Here is a 21,953-nt window from a genome sequence, read left to right on the forward strand (position 1 = left end):
ATTGGTCATTATTAACGATATTCTGTTTAACATCTTAAAAAGAAGTTTAGTCTAAAGGTATAGTTATCATGCCGTCATAACTTATAATTATATTGGTTAAAGAATTACCTTAGTTTACATACGGGTAGGGGTATTTTAAACAAACATATAATAAATAATAATCGAGACGTGTAGTATAATTATAAACCCCTAAAGTATACGAAGATGAATAAGATAGTACAGAACCTTATAATGCTAGGCCTTTTATTTACAGGCGCTACCCTTTATAGTCAACAAGATCCACATTATACACAGTACATGTTTAATACGATGAGTGTTAATCCTGCTTATGTAGGCTCTAAGGGACATGGAGTTATCAATTTATTAGGCCGAGTCCAATGGGTTGGTATTGAAGGCGCTCCTCAGACGTTTAATTTAAGTTATGATACTCCATTAGGCTATAGTGGAGTTGGTTTAGGTATCAATTTGGTAAATGATGTTATAGGTCCTTCACGTGAAACTTATATAGATGCGAATGTATCTTATACAGTGCGGACTTCTAAGGAAGGTAATTTATCTTTTGGCTTGAAACTAGGTGGAAGGTTATTCAATATAGATTGGACTAAGGGGATTTACAGAGATAAGGGCGATGAACAATTATCAGTTCCTATTAATAGATTTTTACCAACGATAGGAGCAGGTGTTTATTATTATACGAATAAATGGTATTTAGGTTTGGCTGTTCCTAATATTTTACGGACAGAACATTATGATGACACTTTAGCTGGAGGTAGTGTTGCCGTTGAGCGTATGCATTACTTTTTTATAGCGGGTTATGTTTTCGCTTTAAGTAAAAGTGTCAAGTTTAAACCAGCTTTACTAACTAAGGTTGTTAGTGGGGCACCATTGTCATTAGATGTTTCAGCTAACTTTTTATTCAATGAGAAGTTTCGCGCAGGTATTGCATGGCGTTGGGATGATTCGATTAGTGCTTTGTTAGGTTTTCAAGTAAGCAGATCATTATCTTTAGGTTATGCTTATGATTTAACAACATCGAATTATAGTAATTATAATTCGGGTACCCATGAATTCTTATTGCGTTATGAGTTATTTAGACCTCAAACGGTGAAATCACCCAGATTTTTTTAACATAATATAATAATTACAAAAACAGGAGATTATGAAACGGATTATAGTTATACTATTATTAGTTGTTTTTTTTAGCAGTTATGGTCAACGACGTTATGCTGCTGATCGTTACTTTGAAGAGTATGCTTACAGTAAATCAGCGGAGTTATATCAAGGACTTTATGATAAAGGAGATCGTTCTTATGAAGTTATTAGTAAGTTGGCAGATTCTTATTATTTTATTTCATCATATGCTCAGGCGTCTAATTTTTACGAAGTTTTAATGTCTGACTATCAGGGAGTAGCTTCTCCGGAGCATTTATTTCGATATTCACAAGTGTTAAAGAGTACAGGAAACACGATAGATTCCGATAAGTGGTTGTTGAAGTTAAAAAATTTAAAGAGTGATGATAGTAGGGTTATATCATTAGAGGGTAATACGAGTTATTTTTCAGACTATACCAATCGTCCTAAGACATATATTCATATTGAAAATATAGCTGTTAATACAAGATATTCAGATTTTGGAGGTTTTGTTCATGATGGGTATTTATATTTTTCATCCACCCAACCCGATTCGGATAATAAGAAGTTATACAAGTGGAATAATCAACCTTATTTAAATATTTATAGGTCATTAGAGGATCCGTTAAAAGAAGGAGCTAGTTTAAATGTTGGATCCTCTGAGAAGTTGAGTTCTTTAAGTAGTTCCCTTCACGAGTCCAATGCAATTATCAATAAAGAAGGTACGATTATTTATTTTACAAGAGATAACACTTCAGGAGATAAGAGCAAGACCGCTAAATTGAAGATTTATAGAGGCTATAAACAGAATGATGGTAGTTGGGGAGCGATAGAAGAATTACCTTTCAATGATGATGATTACTCAGTGGGTCACCCTTCATTAAGTTTTGATGAAAGTACGCTTTATTTTGTGTCAGATATGCCAGGGGGCTTTGGTGAGACTGATTTATATAAAGTATCGATTTCATCAGATGGGAGTTATGGAGTTCCGGAGAACTTGGGAGGTATCATTAACACAGAAGGTAGAGAGATGTTTCCTTACATTGGTTCTAATAGCCGATTGTATTTTGCTTCAGACGGACATTTAGGGTTGGGCGCATTGGATGTTTTTGAGAGTAGTATTGAAGGATCAGATTACGAGAAACCGATGAATTTAGGATCTCCAATAAATGGTCCTATGGATGATTTTGGTTTTATTTTAGATGATGTTCGTAAAGCGGGTTATTTTTCATCAAACAGGGATGGCGGTAAAGGCGATGATGATATTTATAGTTTTCGTATCTATCAGTGTAAAGAGTCAATAAGTGGTATTATAAGTGATTCTGTTACAGGTTCTGCGATTTCAGGGGCTTCAGTTCGTTTGATAAATAATAAAGGAGAACCACTATCAGAGCAGTTAACAGATAGTAATGGGTCTTATAATTTTACAGAGCTTGATTGTGATCAAGATTTTACAGTAGTAGCATCACAGTCAGATTACAAGCAAGGACAATTAGAGCAATCCACACTTGATGAAGATAAGAAGTCGCTTGAGGTAAATATATCATTACGTTCGTTAATAGTTGATGATCAAATAGTTATTAATCCTATTTATTTTGATTATGGGTCAGCTGCTATCCGTGCAGATGCTGAGTATGAATTGGAACATATTGTTAGTGTAATGAATAGCCATCCTACGATGGTGATTTGTATTGAATCTCACACAGATAACAGGAGCTCAGTATTATTTAATCAACGATTATCACAGCAGAGGGCAAACGCTACACGATCATATCTTTTATCAAGAGGTATTACCCCTGATCGTATAGAAAGTGCGATAGGTTATGGAGAGAGCCAGCCTCAGAATGATTGCGGATCAAATTGTTCGGAAGAAGAACATGAGCAAAACAGAAGGTCTTATTTTTTTATAACAAAAGGATATAAAGGAATATAAGATAGTTAGGGTTATTTTAACTTACTGAAAAAAGTTAATTCGTAATTATCCAATAAAGAGGGATTTGTGATTTTAATTAAATCTTTTAAAACTAAGTCTGGTCTCATTGGAGAAAGCTCAAAATATATTAATCCACCTGTTTCTCCTTTTTTATGAGCGATTGTATAGATGTTATTGTTGTTAAAACTTTTAAAATTTTTGAAAATATAATTTGATTTTTTTAGTTGATCCATAGTTTCAAATAAGCCACAATTTAACCAAAAGTCAGCATTTTTGCCTTTTTCAAGAACGCTTTCAAAATTTAAATTTAAACTACCTGTACCCTGCGTATCTTTCCAAGCGTAGTTTAAATTAGCATCTTTAAAAAATAAAGCAAGATAGCTGTTACCAGCAGGTACGTTCCATACATCTTTAAACATATTTCCAGATATCACAGTAGATTTATTTCTATAATCTTTAACAAGGGATTTAACCCTTAGATATTCACTTTCTATTTTAGAAAAAATACTGTCAGCTTCCTTTTCTTTGCCGTATAGCACACCAAAGAATTTAATCCATTCAGCTCTTCCTAAAGGAGATTCTTCTAACCAATCACTATTTAAAATAACAGGGATGTTTATTTTTTTTAGATACTTATAAAGCTTATTATTTGGATGTAAAGAATAGCCTACCACTAAATCAGGTTTTAGGTTTATAAGCTTTTCAGTATTGATCTCTTGTTTGATTCCTAACTCCATTATTTTTCCCTTTTTTATTCTGTCACGGGTAATTTTAGAGGAAATATATTGAGTATTGGGAAATCCAATTAAAGAAGGTTCAGTATTTAATGATTCAAGGATCGGAATGTGATTTGTACTTGTTAGAACTATCGATTGAATAGGAACTTTTATTTTATTTTCAAAGACATTTGTTTCATTACCTAAAATAAAAGTTTGTCGTTTATTATATGCTTGAGACATTCTTTTAAGTACTAATTTTTTTTCATTACCATCAATGATAATATCAAATCCCTTTGCATATTTAATGAAAGACTTATTTACTAATTCTTTTTTGTGTTTTTTAGCTTGATTCTTACATTGTACTAATGAATGAAGAGTTATAAAAAGAAGTAAATAATATTTCATAGTATGGATGATTGAAGTGTTTTATGATACAGCTAACCTAATATTTTTATTATTAAAATATTAAGATAAATTAGATTGGTCAATAATTTTAATAGCTTAACAAATATACATAAACAATAAAATACAATTAAAAAATACTTTCAAGTATCTGTATACATATCTTATTTAGAAAAGCTACTTTTTGTTATAATGTATAAATAAAAAATTAATTTTTTATTTATTGAAAAAATAATTAAAAGGTTGACTTTTAGTTGTTGTTATGAAATAATAGAATATATTTACCGCGATTTTTGGTTTTTCTTTAAAATCGTTTGAAGAAAATTAAAAGGGAATTCGGTAAAAATCCGAAGCTGTTCCCGCAACTGTAAGCTATTATGCTTGTAATTAAACTTTAGCCACTGTTTTATCAAATGGGAAGGCAAATTACAAGACGCAAGCCAGGAGACCTGCCATTTATCAGTATAAAACAAACTTTCGGGATAAAGGTTTGATATGGCATTGCTATATGCATACTTTTCCTGATAACAAAATTTAAAATAACTAATTAAGGATGAAAAAAAAGGTACTTTGTTTAAGTGTTTTAACATCAATGTTTGCGTTGAGTAGCTATGCTCAAGAGAAAGTGAAAAACGTAGAATTAGATGAAGTGGTAATTTCTGATTCAAAATTTAAATTGAAAAAAGAAAATTCAGGAAAGGTAATTCATAAAATTACTCCAGAAATTATTGAAAATAATGCAGGGAGGAGCGTGGTAGATGTAATTAATGGTATTGCTGGAATTGAGATTAATGGAAATACAAGTTCTCCAGGACAAAACATTGATTTATTTATTAGAGGAGGTAGATCGAAAGAGGTTGTAGTTCTTATCGATGGAGTACAAGTTTCTGATCCTGGTAACTTTTCAGGATCATTTGATTTGAGATATCTTGATTTAAGTAATGTTGAATCAATAGAGGTTGTAAAAGGAGCGGCAAGTACTTTATATGGAACAGGAGCAGCAACAGCAGTAATTAATATTAAATTAAAAGAGGCTCAGTCAGGAAAGTCAAACGTGGCGTTATCTATTTTTGGCGGAACGAATAATGATCAAGTATCAAGTAACGGTACTTCAATCCAAAGCTCGGTAAATGTAAATGGTAAGATTGAAAATTTTGATTACATAGTAAATTTCTCATCTTTTGACACACGCGGAACTTCTTCAGCAAAAGCAGAGGACGGGACTACTTTTATTGATGACCCGTTCCAAAGAATTGCTACAAATATAAAATTAGGATATAAGTTTAGAGAAAAGTTTTCAATAAAGACTTTTGGTAGTTATTCTGAATTTAACAATAGTTTTGACGCTGGTTCTTTTGCAGATGGAATAAACAATACACTAGATAAGAGTTACAGACTTAGTGTGAGCCCAAGATACACCTATAGAAAAGGAAGTATTCAAGTAAATGCAGCATATAGTAGATACAATGCTAATAGAGAAAAAACAAGTTATCCTGCGACGATGGAATCTGAAAACTATATCGTTGATGCTTTTGTTAAGCATCAATTCGATAAGTTTTATGTAGTTGGAGGATTAAATTTTCAGTACAATGAAGTTGTTGATGCTTTTAATACTCCTTTTGGGGCAACTAGCTTAACAAAAGTAAATTATTCTGAATCTCCAATTACGAGACTAATCGATCCTTATTTGAATGCAGTTTATGTTTCTGGATTCGGATTAAACGTAAATGCAGGAGCACGTTTGAATACTCATAATAAATATGGAAATCACTTTGTATATAATATTAATCCGTCGTATAGAATCAAACTACCAGAGGGTTATGTTAAGTTTTTAGGTTCTTATAGTACTGCATTTTTAGCACCAACAATTCAAAATTTATATGATGTACAATATGGTAATTTAGATTTGGAACCTCAAGAAAGTAATACAATCGAAGGAGGAGTGGAGTACAAATACGGCAGTTTAGTTTTAAATACTGTTTATTTTAATAGAGATTTAGAAAATATTATTGGGTTTGACAGTAACACTTTTAAATCAATAAATCAAGGTAAAGCAAAAATTCAAGGTATTGAGTTTAATGTAAATTATAGTATTTTAAATAACTTAAAAGTAAATGCAAATTATACTTACACGGATAACGAAGATTTGGTAGTAAGAATTCCAAAGCATAAAGTAAATGCTGGAGTAAATTATGGATTGAAAAAAACAAACTTTGGTATAACATATCAGTATGTTAGCGATAGAGATGATACAGATTTTAGAAATTATCCTTCGGTAAATGTTCCATTAGAAGCATATTCTTTATTAAACTTTTCAGCAAATCACGAATTAAACAAAAATGTTAAATTGTTTTTAGTTGCTACGAATATTTTCAATGAAGATTATCAAGAAGTTTTTGGTTTTACAACTTTAGGAAGAAATTACAATATAGGAGTTCGTTTGAACTTTTAAAAAAAATAAACAATAAAAATACACTAATTGTAATATTCTTTTTGTCTTTTATTTAATGCTAGACTAAAGTTATAAATAATGATTTGATTTATATTCAAAGTACTGAATTTATAAATAAGAACATAATAAACCATATAAATTTTATATTACCTATAAAGTTGAGAGACCTGTTGGGATAGAGTCAATATTCTAATATTGAAGTAAGATTATAGATTTATTTAACATAAACTTTGGAAGAAAGCTATTTCCTTAGGAAAGACTGAAGTTTACAAATGTTGGTATTATGCCAGTAAGGCGCAAAGATTTGCAGTTAATTGCGGCAAAAATGGATATTTAACTACAGCAATAACTAATGGAGTTAAGTTTTTTTACAATTTCTGATATTTATAATAATTGAAATAATAGGATTTTTGTAGATACCGATTCAGATGGAGATGATGTTTATGATGACCAGAACGATTGTCTTAATGAATATGGGCGTTTATCTAATAGAGGTTGTCCTCTCGATGTAGATTTATTATTTGATTTAGTTAATACAACTCAAACAAATGACTGTTATGATTGTATCGAATTTACCGACCGAATAAAAAAGAATAATATTATACCTGTTATTAATAGATATGGAGGAAATATGACTATAAATCCTATTGCATTAAAGGATTTAGGGGGCAACATGAATACACCTGTAAAGGTTAGATTCTATTTATACGAAAACGAAGTGTTATACTCAGATGATAAAGGAATTGGTAACCGAACTCGTATTTCACAAAACCTAGGTGGTTTTTAATCAACTTGTACAGATCGTTTTAGTAATAATTGTGAAATGTTAAGGGGTTCAAATGAAGGTCGTGATATTGGTGATAGTTTGGAATATAAAGACTATTATTTAATTATAGGTATTGACGAAGAAGAATAATTAACGCTTGAGACCAATCGAATTAATAATTAAATAGTTTTTAAAGTTAGGTGTACAGGGCAGAGACGAAGGACTTCTATCAAATCAGTAGATTTATAGTTTAATAAAGTTTTCGATATCACAGGAAATCTTATTAAATCTATTTTAGAGGATAAAGAAATGAATATCTATTTATCCTTAGGAAAACTATTATCACTGACAGGCAGAGGAGGAAAAGAATGAAAGTATATAAGAATTAAATTCTCTTAAGAGCAAAATAAGTTACTTAAAAAAAGACTTACCGTTGATGGTTTTTTTATTTATATGTTGTTTTTCTAAACATGTATTAATTTTTGAAAAACTTATAAAATACTTTATACCTAGTGTAACATTAATTTAATATAAACGTCTTGTATTAAGGAGATTGATGAATTAGTTGTAAAAATATATCATTCACCTTTTTAAAAGCTATTAGGCATAAAATAAAATATAAATGATAAGAATAGAAAATCTTCATAAATCTTATCCGATAGGGAAAGATTCTCTTCATGTTTTAAAAGGACTAAATCTTCATATAAAAGAAGGAGAATTTGTTTCTATTATGGGGTCTTCTGGTTCAGGGAAATCTACACTTTTGAATATCGTTGGATTGTTAGATACTCATGATGAGGGAAGATATTATTTAAATAATCAATCGATTGAAAATTTGAATGAGAAAAAGGCAGCAATTTTACGTAACAAATTTTTGGGATTTGTTTTTCAATCGTTTAATTTAATTTCTTATAAGACAGCACTTGAAAACGTAGCCTTACCACTTTACTATAAAGGTGTTAATAGAAAAGAAAGATTGAAAACGGCTTTATTATTTCTAGAAAAAGTAGGATTAAAGCAATGGGCAAATCATTTACCAAATGAATTGTCTGGTGGTCAAAAGCAACGTGTTGCTATAGCAAGGGCATTGGTAACGAAACCAATAGTTGTATTAGCAGATGAACCAACTGGGGCACTAGATTCAACAACTACTGATTCTGTAATGGATTTATTAAAAGAAATTAATGATGAAGGAATGACTGTTTTTGTAATTACTCATGAAGAAGATGTTGCTGAACAGACTGATAGGGTCGTAAGGTTGAAAGACGGAATTATTATAAGTGATGAATTAACAAATACAGGAAGATCTAAAGCTCATAATTATGTTTGATCTAGATCGTTGGAGGGAAATATTTCAGAGTATTAGAAAAAATAAACTTCGTTCAATTCTTTCAGGTTTTACAGTAGCTTTTGCTATTTTGTTATTCACATTACTTTTTGGAATTGTAACAGGTCTTCAAAACCAATTTAAAACAGCTTTTGTAGACGATGCTCAAAATGCGATTTTTGTAAGGGTATGGAAAACATCAAAACCATACAAAGGTTTACAAGCAGGACGAAAAGTTCAGCTTGAGAATAAAGATTTTGATTTTGTAAAGAAGGAGTATAAAAATAAAATTCAATACTTAACAGCAAGAATTTATAAGAATGTTAATATTTCATTTGGAAGAAATAAAAATAATTATTCATTAAGAGCGGTTCATCCAGATCATCAGTTTTTAGAGAAGACGATAATAGATGAAGGAAGATATATTAATGATCTAGATCTTCAGAGAAAGTTGAAAGTAGTTGTCATTGGGAGACTTATAAAAAAAGATCTTTTCGGGGGAAAACCAGCTTTAGGAAAAAGAATTAATATTAATGGTATTTTATATAAAGTAGTGGGAGTTTTCTCAGATGAGGGGGGAGATAATGAAGAAAGAATAGCTTACATGCCAGTTACAACAGCACAAAGATTATATGGGAATAGTGAATATATTGATCAAATTAACATAGGTTACGATCCCAAGTTAAGCTTAAGTGAGGCTGTTATATTAGGGAATAGAATGGAAAAAGAGCTGAGAAGCAAACTTGATATTCACCCAGATGATCAAAGTGCCTTATCAGTACATAACTTAGCTGAGGCAAATCAAGGAATAAATCAATTTATGTTAGCCTTATATTTCATAGTAATTTTTGTTGGTTCAGGAACTTTAATTGCTGGAATTATTGGAATTAGTAATATTATGATTTTTGTTATTAAAGAAAGAACAAAGGAATTTGGTATAAGAAAAGCATTAGGGGCGCAACCAGCATCTATTATTGGAATGGTTATACAAGAATCGATTTTAATTACTGCTTTATCTGGTTACATTGGCTTGTCAATAGGGACCTATATTTTAAGTGCCATAGGAGATAGTTTAGAGGAGTTCTTTATCAAAGATCCAAGTGTTAGCCCAAGAATCGTAATTATTGCAACTATTATTCTTATTTTATCAGGATTAATAGCTGGGTATTTACCTGCTAAAAAAGCCGCACAGATAAAACCAATTGTAGCACTAAGAGCTGATTAGTTATGAAATTTTTATTTGATACCGATACATGGCAAGAAATTTACGGTAGTATCCGTAAAAATAAAATTAGAACTGTAATTACAATTATAGGTGTTCTGTGGGGGATTTTTATTTTGGTCGTATTACTGGGAGCCGCAAGAGGAATGGAAAATAATTTTAAAAAATTATTTGGAGACTTTGCAACGAATAGTGTTTTTATCTGGACTCAAGCAACAGATAAACCTTTTAAAGGTTTTCAAAAAGGTAGAAGTCTAAACCTAACTTTTGATGATATTGAAATATTAAAACGTACATATAAAGATGAAATAAAACTATTAGCTCCTAGAAATCAGACTAACAGTAGGTTGATGAGAAATTTTAAGACAGGAGATTTTAAAATTAGTGGAGATTATCCAGTATTGGATAAAATTCAAAAGAAAGATCTGGTATATGGAAGGTTCATAAATGAAAGTGATATTACCAATACAAGAAAAGTATGTGTTATTTCTGAAAATATTTATAAACAACTTTTTGAAAAAAATGAATACCCAGTAGGAGAGTATATAAAAATTAATGAAGTAACCTATAAAGTTGTGGGTATTTATAAGTTGTCAAGTGGTGTTGAAATTGATGGAGAAACGGCTTACATTCCTTTTACCACTTTTAAAAAGATATATAATACAAGTAATAATATTGACTGGATGATGGTGACTGCTAATAAGAACATTGATATTGAACAGATAGAACAAAATATGATCCAAACATTAAAAGCCTTGCATAAAGTTCATCCTGATGATGAAAGAGCGTTTGGATCATTTAATCTTGGAACTAGAATAGATAAACTAAATGGATTTTTGAAAGGAATGCAGTTTTTGACATGGTTTGTTGGAATTGCAACTTTAATAGCAGGAGTTTTTGCAATTGGTAATATATTATTAATAACTGTAAAAGAAAGAACAAAAGAAATTGGAATACGCAGAGCTTTAGGAGCAACTCCATCAAGTATTAGAAGGCAAATTATATTAGAATCTGTTTTTTTAACAACGATAGCAGGTATGTTAGGGATAATATTGGGAGGAGGTATTCTTTTTTTATTAGATACTACGATAGCATCAGGAGAAAATCCAATATTAGTAAATCCAACGGTGAATATCCCCATAATAATAATTTCATTTTCAATATTAATTATACTAGGTACATTGATAGGATTAATACCAGCACATATGGCAACATTAATAAAACCAATAGAGGCCTTAAGAGAGGAATAAAACAATTAATAAATTATGAGCAGAAGATCAAAAATCATTTTAGTAATTATAACAGTTTTATTTATAACTGTTCTAATTTGGTTAGGCAAAAAAAATAAAGAGAATATTGTTACTTACGATACAGAAAAACCATTTAAAGCGACTATTGAAAAAAAGGCGGTGGCAACAGGTAGAGTTATTCCTTTAGAAGAAGTAGATATTAAACCACAAATTTCTGGTATTATTGAAAAAGTATATCTTGAAGAGGGCGTAATTGTTGAGAGTGGAGATTTAATTGCAACAATAAGAGTAGTACCTAATGTACAGTCTTTAAATTCTGCAAACGGAATTGTCAAGAATGCTCAGTTAACTTATGAAAATGCTAAAATACAGTATGATAGAAATAAAAAGCTATTTGATAAAGGTGTCATATCCGGTCAGGACTATGAAAATTCTCTACTAAGTTTTAATAATGCAAAGCAAGGTTTAAACAATGCTAAATCTGATTTGGATATTATAAAAAGAGGTACAACAGCAGGATTAGGAAGAACAGCGAATACAAATATTAGGGCAACAACATCTGGTATGATTGTAGAGATACCTGTGAAAAAAGGATATCAAGTAATTCAAAGCAATAATTTTAATGAAGGAACAACGATTGCTACAATTGCAGATATGACAAAAATGATTTTTGAAGGAAATGTAGATGAATCTGAAGTTGGTAAATTAGTAAAAAATAGCAATATAGAGGTTTCTATTGGAGCGATTGAAGGAAAAAAATTCCCAGCAAAGTTAAATTTTATAGCCCCAAAAGGGACAGAAGAGAATGGTGCTGTTCAATTTAAAATAAAGGCTGACGTATTTTTAGATGATACTCATTTTGTCAGAGCAGGTTATAGCGCTAATGCTAACATTATTTTAGAGAAAAAAGATAGTGTTCTATCAATTAAAGAATCATTACTTAGGTTTGATAAGGACACAGAAAAGCCTTATGTTGAAATTAAAACTAATGAAAATGACGACTTTGAAAAGAAAAACCTCGAGCTAGGAGTATCTGATGGAGTAAATGTAGAAGTCTTAGGAGGATTAAAAGAAAACGACGAAGTTAAAGTTTGGAATAAAGCATCAAAAGAAAAATAAAATTTAAGTTAGCAAGGTTCTAGTCTCTTCGAAATTACATTCATAAAAAAAGTCCTGTACATTACAGGACTTTTTTTATGAATAAGAGTTTGTTTTTTATTTTTCATCTGAAACCATGCTTTTAGCTTTAGCAGGAACAATTTTATTATCAACAAAACCTTTAATTTTTAATACTGTTCTTCCAGATTCTCTTGAAGTAGAAGCTTTTTTAGCTAATTTTTTAGCTAATTTTTTAACTTTATTCATTTCAGCTAACTTCTTTGGTTCTACAGATCTCTTTGCGTTTGAGATAATAGTAATTGCTTTTGAGAATCCTCCTTTTCTTTTGGTATCATAAGAAACTTCAATTTCACCTTTTTCTCCTGGCATTATTGGTTTTTCTGGCTTTTTAGGAACGGTACATCCACAAGTAGATTGAACACTTTCTATTATTAAGGGCTCATCTCCAACATTTGTAAATTTAAAAACTCTTTTTCCTTCAGAGCCCGGTGCAATTTTTCCATAATCAATTGTTTCTTCGTCAAATTGAATTTCTTGAGCATTAACAGTTAATGCAATAAATAAAATAGTTACAAACGATAAAATTGTTTTCATAAATGTTATTTTTTAAGGGGTTATTTAACCAATGTACAAATTTAAAATTATTTTTTTTGTTTTAAAAAAAACCAAACTATTTTTCCATTGCAGAGAGATAGTTGTATTTTTGCTTTACTATTTTCAAAAATAATGCCAAAAAAAATATTTAGGCTAAATATAAAAAAAACATATGAATATTCCATCAAAATATAACGCTAAAGAAGTAGAAGGAAAATGGTATGATTACTGGATAGAACATAATTATTTTCATTCAGAAGTAGATGAAAGAGAACCGTATACAATTGTTATACCTCCACCAAATGTTACAGGAGTTCTTCATATGGGACATATGCTTAATAATACAATTCAAGATGTTTTAATTCGAAGGGCACGTTTGCAAGGTAAGAATGCATGTTGGGTTCCAGGTACCGATCATGCTTCTATTGCCACGGAGGCTAAGGTTGTTGCTAAATTAAGAGAACAAGGAATTAATAAAAATGACCTAACAAGAGACGAGTTTTTAAAACATGCCTGGGAATGGAAAAATGAATATGGAGGCATTATTTTAGAGCAACTAAAAAAGTTAGGAGCTTCTTGTGATTGGGAAAGAACTTCTTTTACAATGGATCCTGCTTTGTCAGAATCAGTTATAAAGGTTTTTGTTGATTTATATAACAAAGGATTTATTTACAGAGGGTTCCGTATGGTAAATTGGGATCCTGAAGCAAAAACAACATTATCTGATGAAGAGGTAATTTATGAGGAACGTCAAGGAAATCTTTATTACTTGCAATATGATTTAGTAAATTCTGATGAAAAGGTAATTATTGCAACTACGCGTCCTGAAACTATTTTAGGTGATACAGCTATATGTATTAATCCTGAGGATGAACGTTACACTCATTTGAGAGGTAAACAAGTAATTGTTCCTTTATCTAATAGAGTAATTCCTATTATTGAAGATGATTATGTTGATGTAGAGTTCGGAACAGGATGTTTGAAAGTAACTCCTGCACATGATGAAAATGATAAGGTTTTAGGAGATAAACATAACCTTGAAGTTATTGATATTTTTAATGAAGATGCAAGTTTAAATTCATTTGGTTTACACTATGAAGGAAAGGACAGGTTTGTTGTAAGAAAAGAAATAGCAAAAGAACTTGAAGAGAAAGGTTATTTAGTAAAAATAGAACAACACACCAATAAAGTAGGAACTTCTGAAAGAACGAAAGCGGTAATTGAGCCAAGATTATCGGATCAATGGTTCTTGAAAATGGAAGATTTAGCCAAACCTGCTTTAGATGCTGTATTGGGAGAAAATAGAGATGTAAAATTATATCCAAGAAAGTTCGAGAATACCTATCGTCACTGGATGGAAAATGTTCGTGACTGGAATATTTCGCGTCAATTATGGTGGGGACAGCAAATTCCTGCTTATTACTATGGTGAAGGTAAAGAAGATTTTGTAGTTGCTGAAACTATTGAAAAGGCTTTAGCATTGGCAGTTGAAAAAACTAAAAATAATGATCTAACAATAAAAGATCTTCGTCAAGATGAAGATGCCTTAGATACTTGGTTCTCTTCTTGGTTATGGCCAATGAGTGTTTTTGATGGGATAAGAAATCCAGAAAATGAAGAAATTAAGTATTATTATCCAACCAATGATTTAGTAACGGGTCCAGATATTTTATTTTTTTGGGTGGCTCGTATGATTGTTGCTGGATATGAATATAGAGATCAACGTCCGTTCGAAAATGTGTATTTGACAGGTTTAGTGCGTGATAAACAACGTCGAAAAATGTCAAAGTCATTAGGTAATTCTCCTGATGCCTTAAAACTCATTGAAGATTATGGAGCTGATGGTGTTCGTGTTGGTTTATTATTAAGTTCTGCAGCAGGTAATGATCTTTTATTTGATGAAGCTCTTTGCCAACAAGGAAAAGGTCTAGGAAATAAGGTGTGGAGCGCTTTTTATTTGACAAATATTTGGGAAGTTTCAGAATCTTTGGAGCAGCCACAATCTAGTAAGATAGCATTAGACTGGTACAAAGCAAAATTCCAAAAGAACTTAACGGAAATTGAGGATCATTACAGTAAATATCGTTTGAGTGATGTAATCATGTCGATATATAAATTAATCTATGACGATTTCTGTGGATGGTTATTGGAGATCGTAAAGCCTGGATATAAGCAACCAATAGATGAGAAAACTTACAATGAAGTAATTGCATTATTTGAAGATAATTTGAAAATCTTACATCCGTTCATGCCATTTATTACAGAGGAAATTTGGCAAGCTATTGCTAACAGAACTCCTGAAGAGGCATTAATTATAGCGAAGTATCCAACTTCTCAACAAGTAGAGGAAAGCTTAATCACTCAGTTTGATTTTGCATCAGAGGTGGTTTCTGGTATTAGAACAATCAGAAAAGAAAAGAATATAGCTTTCAAAGAAACCATAGATTTAATAATTACTAATAACGAAAAAGTTACAGCTAATTTTGATAATGTAATTAAGAAGTTAGGAAATATCGAGGTATTATCATACTCTGATGAGAAGATAGAAGGAGCTTTGAGTTTTCGCGTGAAATCAAATGAGTATTTCGTACCAATATCAGCGGATAATGTGAATGTGGAAGAGGAGGTTCAAAAATTAACAGAAGAGCTTAATTATACCGAAGGATTCCTTAAATCAGTACAAAAAAAGTTGGCTAATGAGCGTTTTGTGAGTAATGCACCAGAACAAGTAGTAGCTAATGAAAAGAAAAAAGAGGCTGATGCTTTGGCAAAAATTGAAACGATAAAAAATAGTTTAGCTAGTTTACAGTAAATAAGAAATAGTATAATTTATAAAAGGGACTGTCGTATTTGAGAGTCCCTTTTTTAGTTATAAGAGCTAGTCAAGTTTTTAATATGAAATACCATTTTGAGTTATTTTTTTAGAATGCTAGCGAAGAAAAAAAGGCATTGAGAACTCTATATAGTTTTAAAAAAATACTTCTTGATGGCAGATTTTGCGAAGTCCTAGTGTTAATTTTTAGTTATTGCCTTTTATCTTTTAGGCATATGAGTTTTGTTCTGAAGATACTATGTATTTTTCTAAAATAACTTTTTACTGAAATTACAGAATTTAAAAATATTTTTATAGTTGTCTTCTTTGTTTTTTTAGAAATCATAAACCGAGTTAAGCACATTCGAATTTCGTTCGAAGGCTTCGGATTTCTGTCATTTAAAAACAAGAAAAGTTGTTAAGGTGAAAGACAAAAGTAAAGAACGCATTGCCAAATCTGCTCCCTAAAAGTTTAAGGTACAATTAGGTAAAACAGCAGTTCTAGTAGTTCAAGAATCAGCGAAAGAACAAAGGAGCATGTAGAAATAGATAATCTAGGAACATAACAAAATAACGCAAATCCAATCCAATTTTCTGGAGTAATAATTACGGTTCTAGTACTACAATTTCCTAGGCGAATAAAAAATAATGTTAACCCTAAAGAATACCCGCCGTTTGCTATGGAAAAGAAAGGGAAAGAAGAAAACATTCGTACGATTAAAAGTGTCGCAGAAGATTCTAGTTTTATCGCCTTAAAAACAGCACTTACCAGTAAAGCTAACTAACAAAGTCATCACAAGTGAGGGGAGGTGAAGTAGCATAAAAGGCTCAGCGTTCGACACCAGTACCAAGTAATGAGCGAATAAATAGTTCACAAGCCAATCAGATAGCTGCGATGGAACAGCAAGAATCGGGTGAATTTAATACTGTTGCTTTTAAAAAGCAATTGGAAGGCAAAATTACCAAAATGATGTTAACCTTAGTTTTAAATTTAAGCTGCTAAAAAAAGAAATATTAGGTTTTAGGAGTATATTATAGATATACAGCAATTATATTACATGCATCCTGTTCCAGAAAAAGAGTAGTCTGATGCTTTTAGGAATTATTATGAGGACTTAGTAAAGTTTTTTTCAATTCATAAAGGATACAAAAATGTCCATATTTTAAAATAAAAAAGACTACAATTCCGATTTATAGCCTTTTTTAGGTTTCTATGAATTAAATTTAGTTTTCTTGTCGATAATAAGCTAATAAGGTGTTTTTTAACAGCATCGCAATCGTCATTGGCCCAACTCCTCCAGGAACAGGGGTAATATGAGAAACTTTATCTTTTACCGCATTAAAATCTACATCACCAACCAACCTAAAACCATTTTTTTTGGAAGCATCTGCAACTCTTGTAATACCAACATCAATAATGATAGCACCTTTTTTTACCATATTACCTTTCAAAAATTCAGGGATACCAATTGCGGCAACTATTATATCGGCTTCCTTAGTTAAGGTTTCTAAATTTTGTGTCCTACTATGTGCCAACGTTACGGTTGCATTTCCTATTTTTCTTTTTTGAGAAAGTAAGATACTCATGGGGCTTCCAACAATATGACTTCGTCCAATAACAACGACATTTTTGCCTGAAGTTTTAATATGGTACCTTTCCAATAATTCGATTATTCCAAATGGTGTAGCTGAAATAAAAGTAGGTAGGTTTAATGCTAATTTACCGACATTCATAGGGTGAAAGCCATCAACGTCTTTTTTGGGGTCTATGGCCATTAGTATCTTGTGTTCATCAATATGATCTGGAAGTGGTAATTGCACTATAAATCCGTTAATGTCATTATCAACATTAAGAACCGCTATCTCATTAAGAAGTTCCTCTTCGGTTGTTTTTTCAGTTAGTCGAATTAATGTAGATTCAAAACCTACCCGTTCACAAGCTTTTACTTTCGCATTTACGTATGTTAAGCTAGCTCCGTCATTTCCTACTATTATAGCTGCTAAATGAGGTGGTTTTTTATCTTGATTTTTTAATTCTGAGACTTCTAGAGCAATTTCTTCTTTAATATCAGCTGAAGTCTTTTTTCCGTCAAGTAATATCATGATTTTTGTGTTGTGGTTTTATCAAGTATAATAAAATATAAAAAGAGAAGTTTTTACTTCTCTTTTTATATTGTTTATGTTTTAATTTTATCTCATTCCTCTCATCATTTGCATCATTTTCCTTCCACCGCCACCTTGCATCATTTTCATCATCTTACTCATTTGATCAAATTGTTTCATGAGTTGATTTACTTCCTGAACGGAAGTTCCAGATCCTTTTGCAATTCTTTTTTTACGACTTGAGTTAATCATGGTAGGGGTACTTCTTTCAGAAGGAGTCATAGAATGAATAATTGCTTCAATTCCTTTGAAAGCATTATCGTCTATATCTATATCTTTTAAAGCTTTTCCAGCTCCAGGAATCATGCCAACTAAATCTTTCATGCTTCCCATTTTTTTAATTTGTTGAATTTGGCTTAAAAAATCATCAAAACCGAATTGATTTTTAGCAATTTTCTTTTGAAGTTTTCTTGCTTCTTGCTCATCATATTGTTCTTGGGCACGCTCCACTAGGGAAATAACATCTCCCATTCCCAGTATACGGTCAGCCATACGATCTGGATGAAATATATCTATAGCATCCATTTTTTCTCCAGTACCAATAAATTTTATTGGTTTGTCTACAACTGATTTGATAGATAATGCTGCACCACCACGCGTATCTCCGTCTAATTTGGTTAGAACAACTCCATCAAAATTTAAAACATCATTAAAGGCTTTAGCCGTATTAACAGCATCTTGACCTGTCATTGAATCCACTACAAAAAGTGTCTCTTGCGGAGTAACAGCTTTATGGATTTCAGAGATTTCAGTCATCATCTCTTCATCTACAGCTAGTCGACCTGCTGTATCTATAATAACAACGTTTTTACTGTTTGCCTTCGCATGTTGAATAGCATTTTTAGATATTTCAACAGGGTTTTGATTACCTTCCTCAGCATATACTTCAATACCTATTTGTTCTCCAACTACGCGAAGTTGATTGATGGCCGCAGGACGATAAACATCACAACCGACTAGTAATACTTGTTTAGATTTTTTTGTTTTTAAAAAGTTTGCAAGTTTACCAGAAAAAGTAGTTTTACCAGAACCTTGTAGCCCTGACATTAAAATTACTGTCGGGGATCCTCCTAAATTTATGCCAACAGCATCTCCACCCATTAAATTTGTTAATTCATCCTTAACAAGCTTAACCATTAATTGTCCAGGGTTCAACGTAGTCAATACGTCTTGCCCAATGGCCTTTTCTTTGACAGATTTTGTGAAATTTTTAGCTATTTTAAAGTTAACATCAGCATCTAGTAAAGCTCTACGGACTTCTTTTAAAGTTTCGGCAACGTTAACTTCTGTGATTTTTCCGTGACCTTTTAGCGTATGTAACGCTTTATCTAATTTTTCGCTTAAATTATTAAACATGTATAGGCATCATTTTAGAGTTGCAAATATAGGGAATTTGTATCATATGTGCTTGTTTAAGAAAGACAAGTTTTATTTTGAAAAGTATAAAAAAGAGTCATTTTTTCTTCCACAATTTCTAGTTATACAACTTCTTTAATTGAATATTTTTAGATTTTAAAAAGAGAAAATACAATTGGCTATATAAAATTTACAGCTCATTAAATCTGAATTTTTTGACTAAGATTTCGCTATTACTTTTGATAAAAGATTAATTAAAAGATACCCTAATAACAGCTATAATTAGATGGTTAACTTTGTATTTGGAAATCTGTAAGCAAAACATTTTTATGGTTTAACGAACACTGAAAAGTACTGTTACTCTATTTTTATAGTAATAGAGTTTCCAATGTACGTTTAAAAAATAAATCTAATTTGTAAATTACAATTTGAGTGGTAGGTAACTCCATTAGAAGGCGATAAGAATATTGTAAGCTTCTCCGATAGAGGTTATTTTGAAGTGAAAATTTTAGTTTTGGATAACTAGGGAAGTAGTCATTAGATTATTAGGCAACTTATTACAAAAAATATCATAAAATATGGAGTGAGAAAAAAAATCAGCAGGAAAAAAATGGCTAGCGGAAATTCTTCTGGGAATCATTAAAAATTGTATTATCGGATCAGAGTCTATCAATAATAATATTAATCACCAATGATAATAAAAAGTTTATTATTGATCTCAAACTAGAAGAACTAGTTGAATTATCAAAGTAATTCAAGATGATATTGTATATTTTACTAATGGATTAAAAATCAATCAAGTGTTTTTATAGAAAAGGAAATTACAATAACTTGGGAAAATGGTTTCAAAATTTAAATATTTGTTTAAAGGAGTAAATGATTAAAAAGTGGTTTCATATTTTTTTAAAAATTGGAAAAATGAATAGAAGTCTATTACTAGTATCATATTTGAATAAATATAGGTTAAGATTTAAAATTATAGTTGATCAATGTTAATTTTTATTTAATTTGTCCAACCACTAATTGTCATGGATTTAGATTTAAAGTGATTCGAATGTTTTGACTAGATATTTTTTTATTTGATATATCTTGTAAAATATTTTAGCTATTAAAATGTAACATCAGTATTAAGTAAAGTTTAAAATTTTTTAGTTTCGACGATAGTAACCTTTTTAATTTTTTCGAGATCTTTTAGCCTATGTAAGGCTTTATTTACTTTTAGCTTAAAGTATTAAACACGCATTGATATTATTTTAAAGTATGGTAAATAGAAACTTTACTTATACAAATATCTTTTTATTGGTAACTTGATATTAATATTTTTCATAAAGGGCATAAGGAGCTACTATTATATGAAAATTTCTAGAGTATCATCTGTTTTTTAAAAGCTAAAATAAGACAGAAAACAATAGGAAAGCAAGAGGAAATTTTAATAAAATATATTTTTTTGTAAGCATTATTATTAGTTAGCTTTGCCCTTTTTAAAAAAAAGTATTTTGAGAAAGGTTCATGTTTTAATTTTTTTGTGTTTGTTATTAAAGATTCATTCTATTAATGCACAGATGGAGTTTAAATTCAATGCTTTAACGGGAGTTTTTTTAATTCCGAATGTAGGGTTGGAAGTTCAATTAACAGAAAAGAGTAGTGCTCAACTTGATGTATTAGCTTCTTTCTGGGATTCATTTAACGGAAGTCCTCTTCATATAACCCAAATTTTTCCCGAGTATAGAAGGTACTTTAAATCGAATATGAAAGGCTTTTTTATTGGAGGACATATAGGAGTTGGAATGTTCACATTAAAAAAGTATGGTAAAGCAAAGTATACTTATCAGTCAGGGCGTAATACTTACTTTGGGTTTACAGTAGGTTATAAACTAGATATTGGTAAAAACTGGGGACTAGAGTTTTTTGTCGGCGGGGGTAGCCAACAAGCTAATTATCGAGGATATGATAGTAATGGACAACGTGTTGATAGTAAAGATGAAATTAGACCTCGTCCTTTTAATTTGAGTGGTGAATTAATTCCTTATAGAGGAGGTATTATGGTTGTTTACCGAATTCCTTTATTTAAAAATGAAAAGAAATAATTTTAAATTTAAAATAGTCATACAAGATTGAAAATTGATGATTTTACATTTAGAAGTATCAATTTTTTATTGTACTACAAGACTGTTAAAACAATATTATTTAAATTAATATTTAATTGATACAGGATAAAGATCATTTAAAAGGAATAAATTTTAATGCAGTTCCATTGATACAATGACGTTTTCCTGTTGTCTTTTTAGGCCCGTCATTAAATAAGTGACCTAGATGCCCCCCACAGGAATTACATTTTAATTCTGTTCTTGCATAGCCAACTTTATAGTCAACATCAGTTTCAATACTACCGCTGATTTCTCTATCAAAAGAAGGCCATCCAGATTCAGAATTATATTTGTGTTCAGATTTATATAAAGGTGTTTTGCAAGCAGCGCAAACATAGGTACCTTTTTGATAATTATTATCTAATGAACTACTAAAAGGGCGCTCTGTACCAGATTCTCTCAATATATGGTATTGTTTTTCTGTGAGAATTTTTTTCCATTGGTCATTTGATTTAGATATTTTATATTCTTTTATCTGAGCAACAGATAATGAAGAGAATAAAGAAATAAGTAGGATAGTTAATAATTTACGTTTTTTAATTACCATGGATGAAATTTAA

15 protein-coding genes and 1 riboswitch are annotated in these 21,953 nt (G+C 30.7%); of the genes, 10 read left to right on the top strand and 5 right to left on the bottom strand.

Annotated features, from left to right (window positions below; all coding sequences use genetic code 11):
- The first annotated feature begins 204 nt into the window (after positions 1-204).
- Both ACSIGE_RS15170 and ACSIGE_RS15175 read left to right on the top strand, forming a co-directional pair.
- Positions 205-1,128 carry a PorP/SprF family type IX secretion system membrane protein gene (locus ACSIGE_RS15170; RefSeq protein WP_440880725.1) on the top strand — a complete coding sequence of 308 codons (924 nt, stop codon included), beginning with the start codon at positions 205-207 and terminating at the stop codon, positions 1,126-1,128.
- 31 nt (positions 1,129-1,159) lie between these two features.
- The gene (locus ACSIGE_RS15175; RefSeq protein WP_440880726.1) at positions 1,160-3,064 is read left to right on the top strand and encodes an OmpA family protein; all 1,905 of its coding nucleotides are present in this window, start codon (positions 1,160-1,162) and stop codon (positions 3,062-3,064) included.
- Positions 3,065-3,075: 11 nt separating this feature from the next.
- On the opposite strand, the gene ACSIGE_RS15180 is transcribed toward ACSIGE_RS15175, so the two are convergent.
- Positions 3,076-4,188, bottom strand: coding sequence for an ABC transporter substrate-binding protein (locus ACSIGE_RS15180; protein WP_440880727.1), 1,113 nt, complete (start codon positions 4,186-4,188; stop codon positions 3,076-3,078).
- Between the two features lie 274 nt (positions 4,189-4,462).
- Positions 4,463-4,656: riboswitch (cobalamin riboswitch) on the top strand.
- Between the two features lie 82 nt (positions 4,657-4,738).
- On the opposite strand from ACSIGE_RS15180, the gene ACSIGE_RS15185 reads away from it, so the two are divergent.
- From ACSIGE_RS15185 to ACSIGE_RS15210, 6 genes are all read left to right on the top strand, one after another.
- Positions 4,739-6,637 carry a TonB-dependent receptor plug domain-containing protein gene (locus tag ACSIGE_RS15185; RefSeq protein ID WP_440880728.1) on the top strand — a complete coding sequence of 633 codons (1,899 nt, stop codon included), beginning with the start codon at positions 4,739-4,741 and terminating at the stop codon, positions 6,635-6,637.
- 631 nt (positions 6,638-7,268) lie between these two features.
- A complete protein-coding gene (locus ACSIGE_RS15190; protein ID WP_440880729.1) occupies positions 7,269-7,424 on the top strand; it encodes a hypothetical protein in 156 nt (51 codons plus the stop codon).
- Between the two features lie 601 nt (positions 7,425-8,025).
- Positions 8,026-8,733 carry an ABC transporter ATP-binding protein gene (locus ACSIGE_RS15195; RefSeq protein ID WP_440880730.1) on the top strand — a complete coding sequence of 236 codons (708 nt, stop codon included), beginning with the start codon at positions 8,026-8,028 and terminating at the stop codon, positions 8,731-8,733.
- Positions 8,726-9,955, top strand: coding sequence for an ABC transporter permease (locus ACSIGE_RS15200; RefSeq protein WP_440880731.1), 1,230 nt, complete (start codon positions 8,726-8,728; stop codon positions 9,953-9,955). The genes ACSIGE_RS15195 and ACSIGE_RS15200 overlap by 8 nt, the downstream gene beginning before the upstream one ends.
- A 2-nt stretch (positions 9,956-9,957) precedes the next feature.
- Positions 9,958-11,202, top strand: coding sequence for an ABC transporter permease (locus ACSIGE_RS15205; protein ID WP_440880732.1), 1,245 nt, complete (start codon positions 9,958-9,960; stop codon positions 11,200-11,202).
- A 15-nt stretch (positions 11,203-11,217) separates the two neighbouring features.
- Entirely contained in the window at positions 11,218-12,321 is a 1,104-nt protein-coding gene (locus ACSIGE_RS15210) for an efflux RND transporter periplasmic adaptor subunit (RefSeq protein ID WP_440880733.1), read from the top strand.
- 96 nt (positions 12,322-12,417) lie between these two features.
- Here ACSIGE_RS15210 and ACSIGE_RS15215 read toward each other — a convergent pair whose 3' ends face one another.
- Complete coding sequence (locus ACSIGE_RS15215; RefSeq protein WP_440880734.1) at positions 12,418-12,915, bottom strand: DUF1573 domain-containing protein; 498 nt, start codon at positions 12,913-12,915, stop codon at positions 12,418-12,420.
- A gap of 172 nt (positions 12,916-13,087) precedes the next feature.
- On the opposite strand from ACSIGE_RS15215, the gene ACSIGE_RS15220 reads away from it, so the two are divergent.
- A complete protein-coding gene (locus ACSIGE_RS15220; protein WP_440880735.1) occupies positions 13,088-15,727 on the top strand; it encodes a valine--tRNA ligase in 2,640 nt (879 codons plus the stop codon).
- Positions 15,728-16,951: 1,224 nt separating this feature from the next.
- On the opposite strand, the gene folD is transcribed toward ACSIGE_RS15220, so the two are convergent.
- Complete coding sequence (folD, locus tag ACSIGE_RS15225; protein ID WP_440880736.1) at positions 16,952-17,830, bottom strand: bifunctional methylenetetrahydrofolate dehydrogenase/methenyltetrahydrofolate cyclohydrolase FolD; 879 nt, start codon at positions 17,828-17,830, stop codon at positions 16,952-16,954.
- An 87-nt stretch (positions 17,831-17,917) separates the two neighbouring features.
- Positions 17,918-19,246, bottom strand: a complete 1,329-nt coding sequence (gene ffh / locus ACSIGE_RS15230) for a signal recognition particle protein (protein WP_440880737.1) — start codon at positions 19,244-19,246, stop codon at positions 17,918-17,920.
- Positions 19,247-20,775: 1,529 nt separating this feature from the next.
- On the opposite strand from ffh, the gene ACSIGE_RS15235 reads away from it, so the two are divergent.
- On the top strand, positions 20,776-21,333 hold the full coding sequence (locus tag ACSIGE_RS15235; RefSeq protein ID WP_440880738.1) for a DUF3575 domain-containing protein: 558 nt from the start codon (positions 20,776-20,778) through the stop codon (positions 21,331-21,333).
- Positions 21,334-21,466: 133 nt separating this feature from the next.
- Here ACSIGE_RS15235 and msrB read toward each other — a convergent pair whose 3' ends face one another.
- Entirely contained in the window at positions 21,467-21,940 is a 474-nt protein-coding gene (msrB, locus tag ACSIGE_RS15240) for a peptide-methionine (R)-S-oxide reductase MsrB (protein ID WP_440880739.1), read from the bottom strand.
- Between the last annotated feature and the right edge of the window lie 13 nt (positions 21,941-21,953).

It is taken from the genome of Tenacibaculum profundi (assembly GCF_052050075.1).
GTDB lineage: Bacteria > Bacteroidota > Bacteroidia > Flavobacteriales > Flavobacteriaceae > Polaribacter.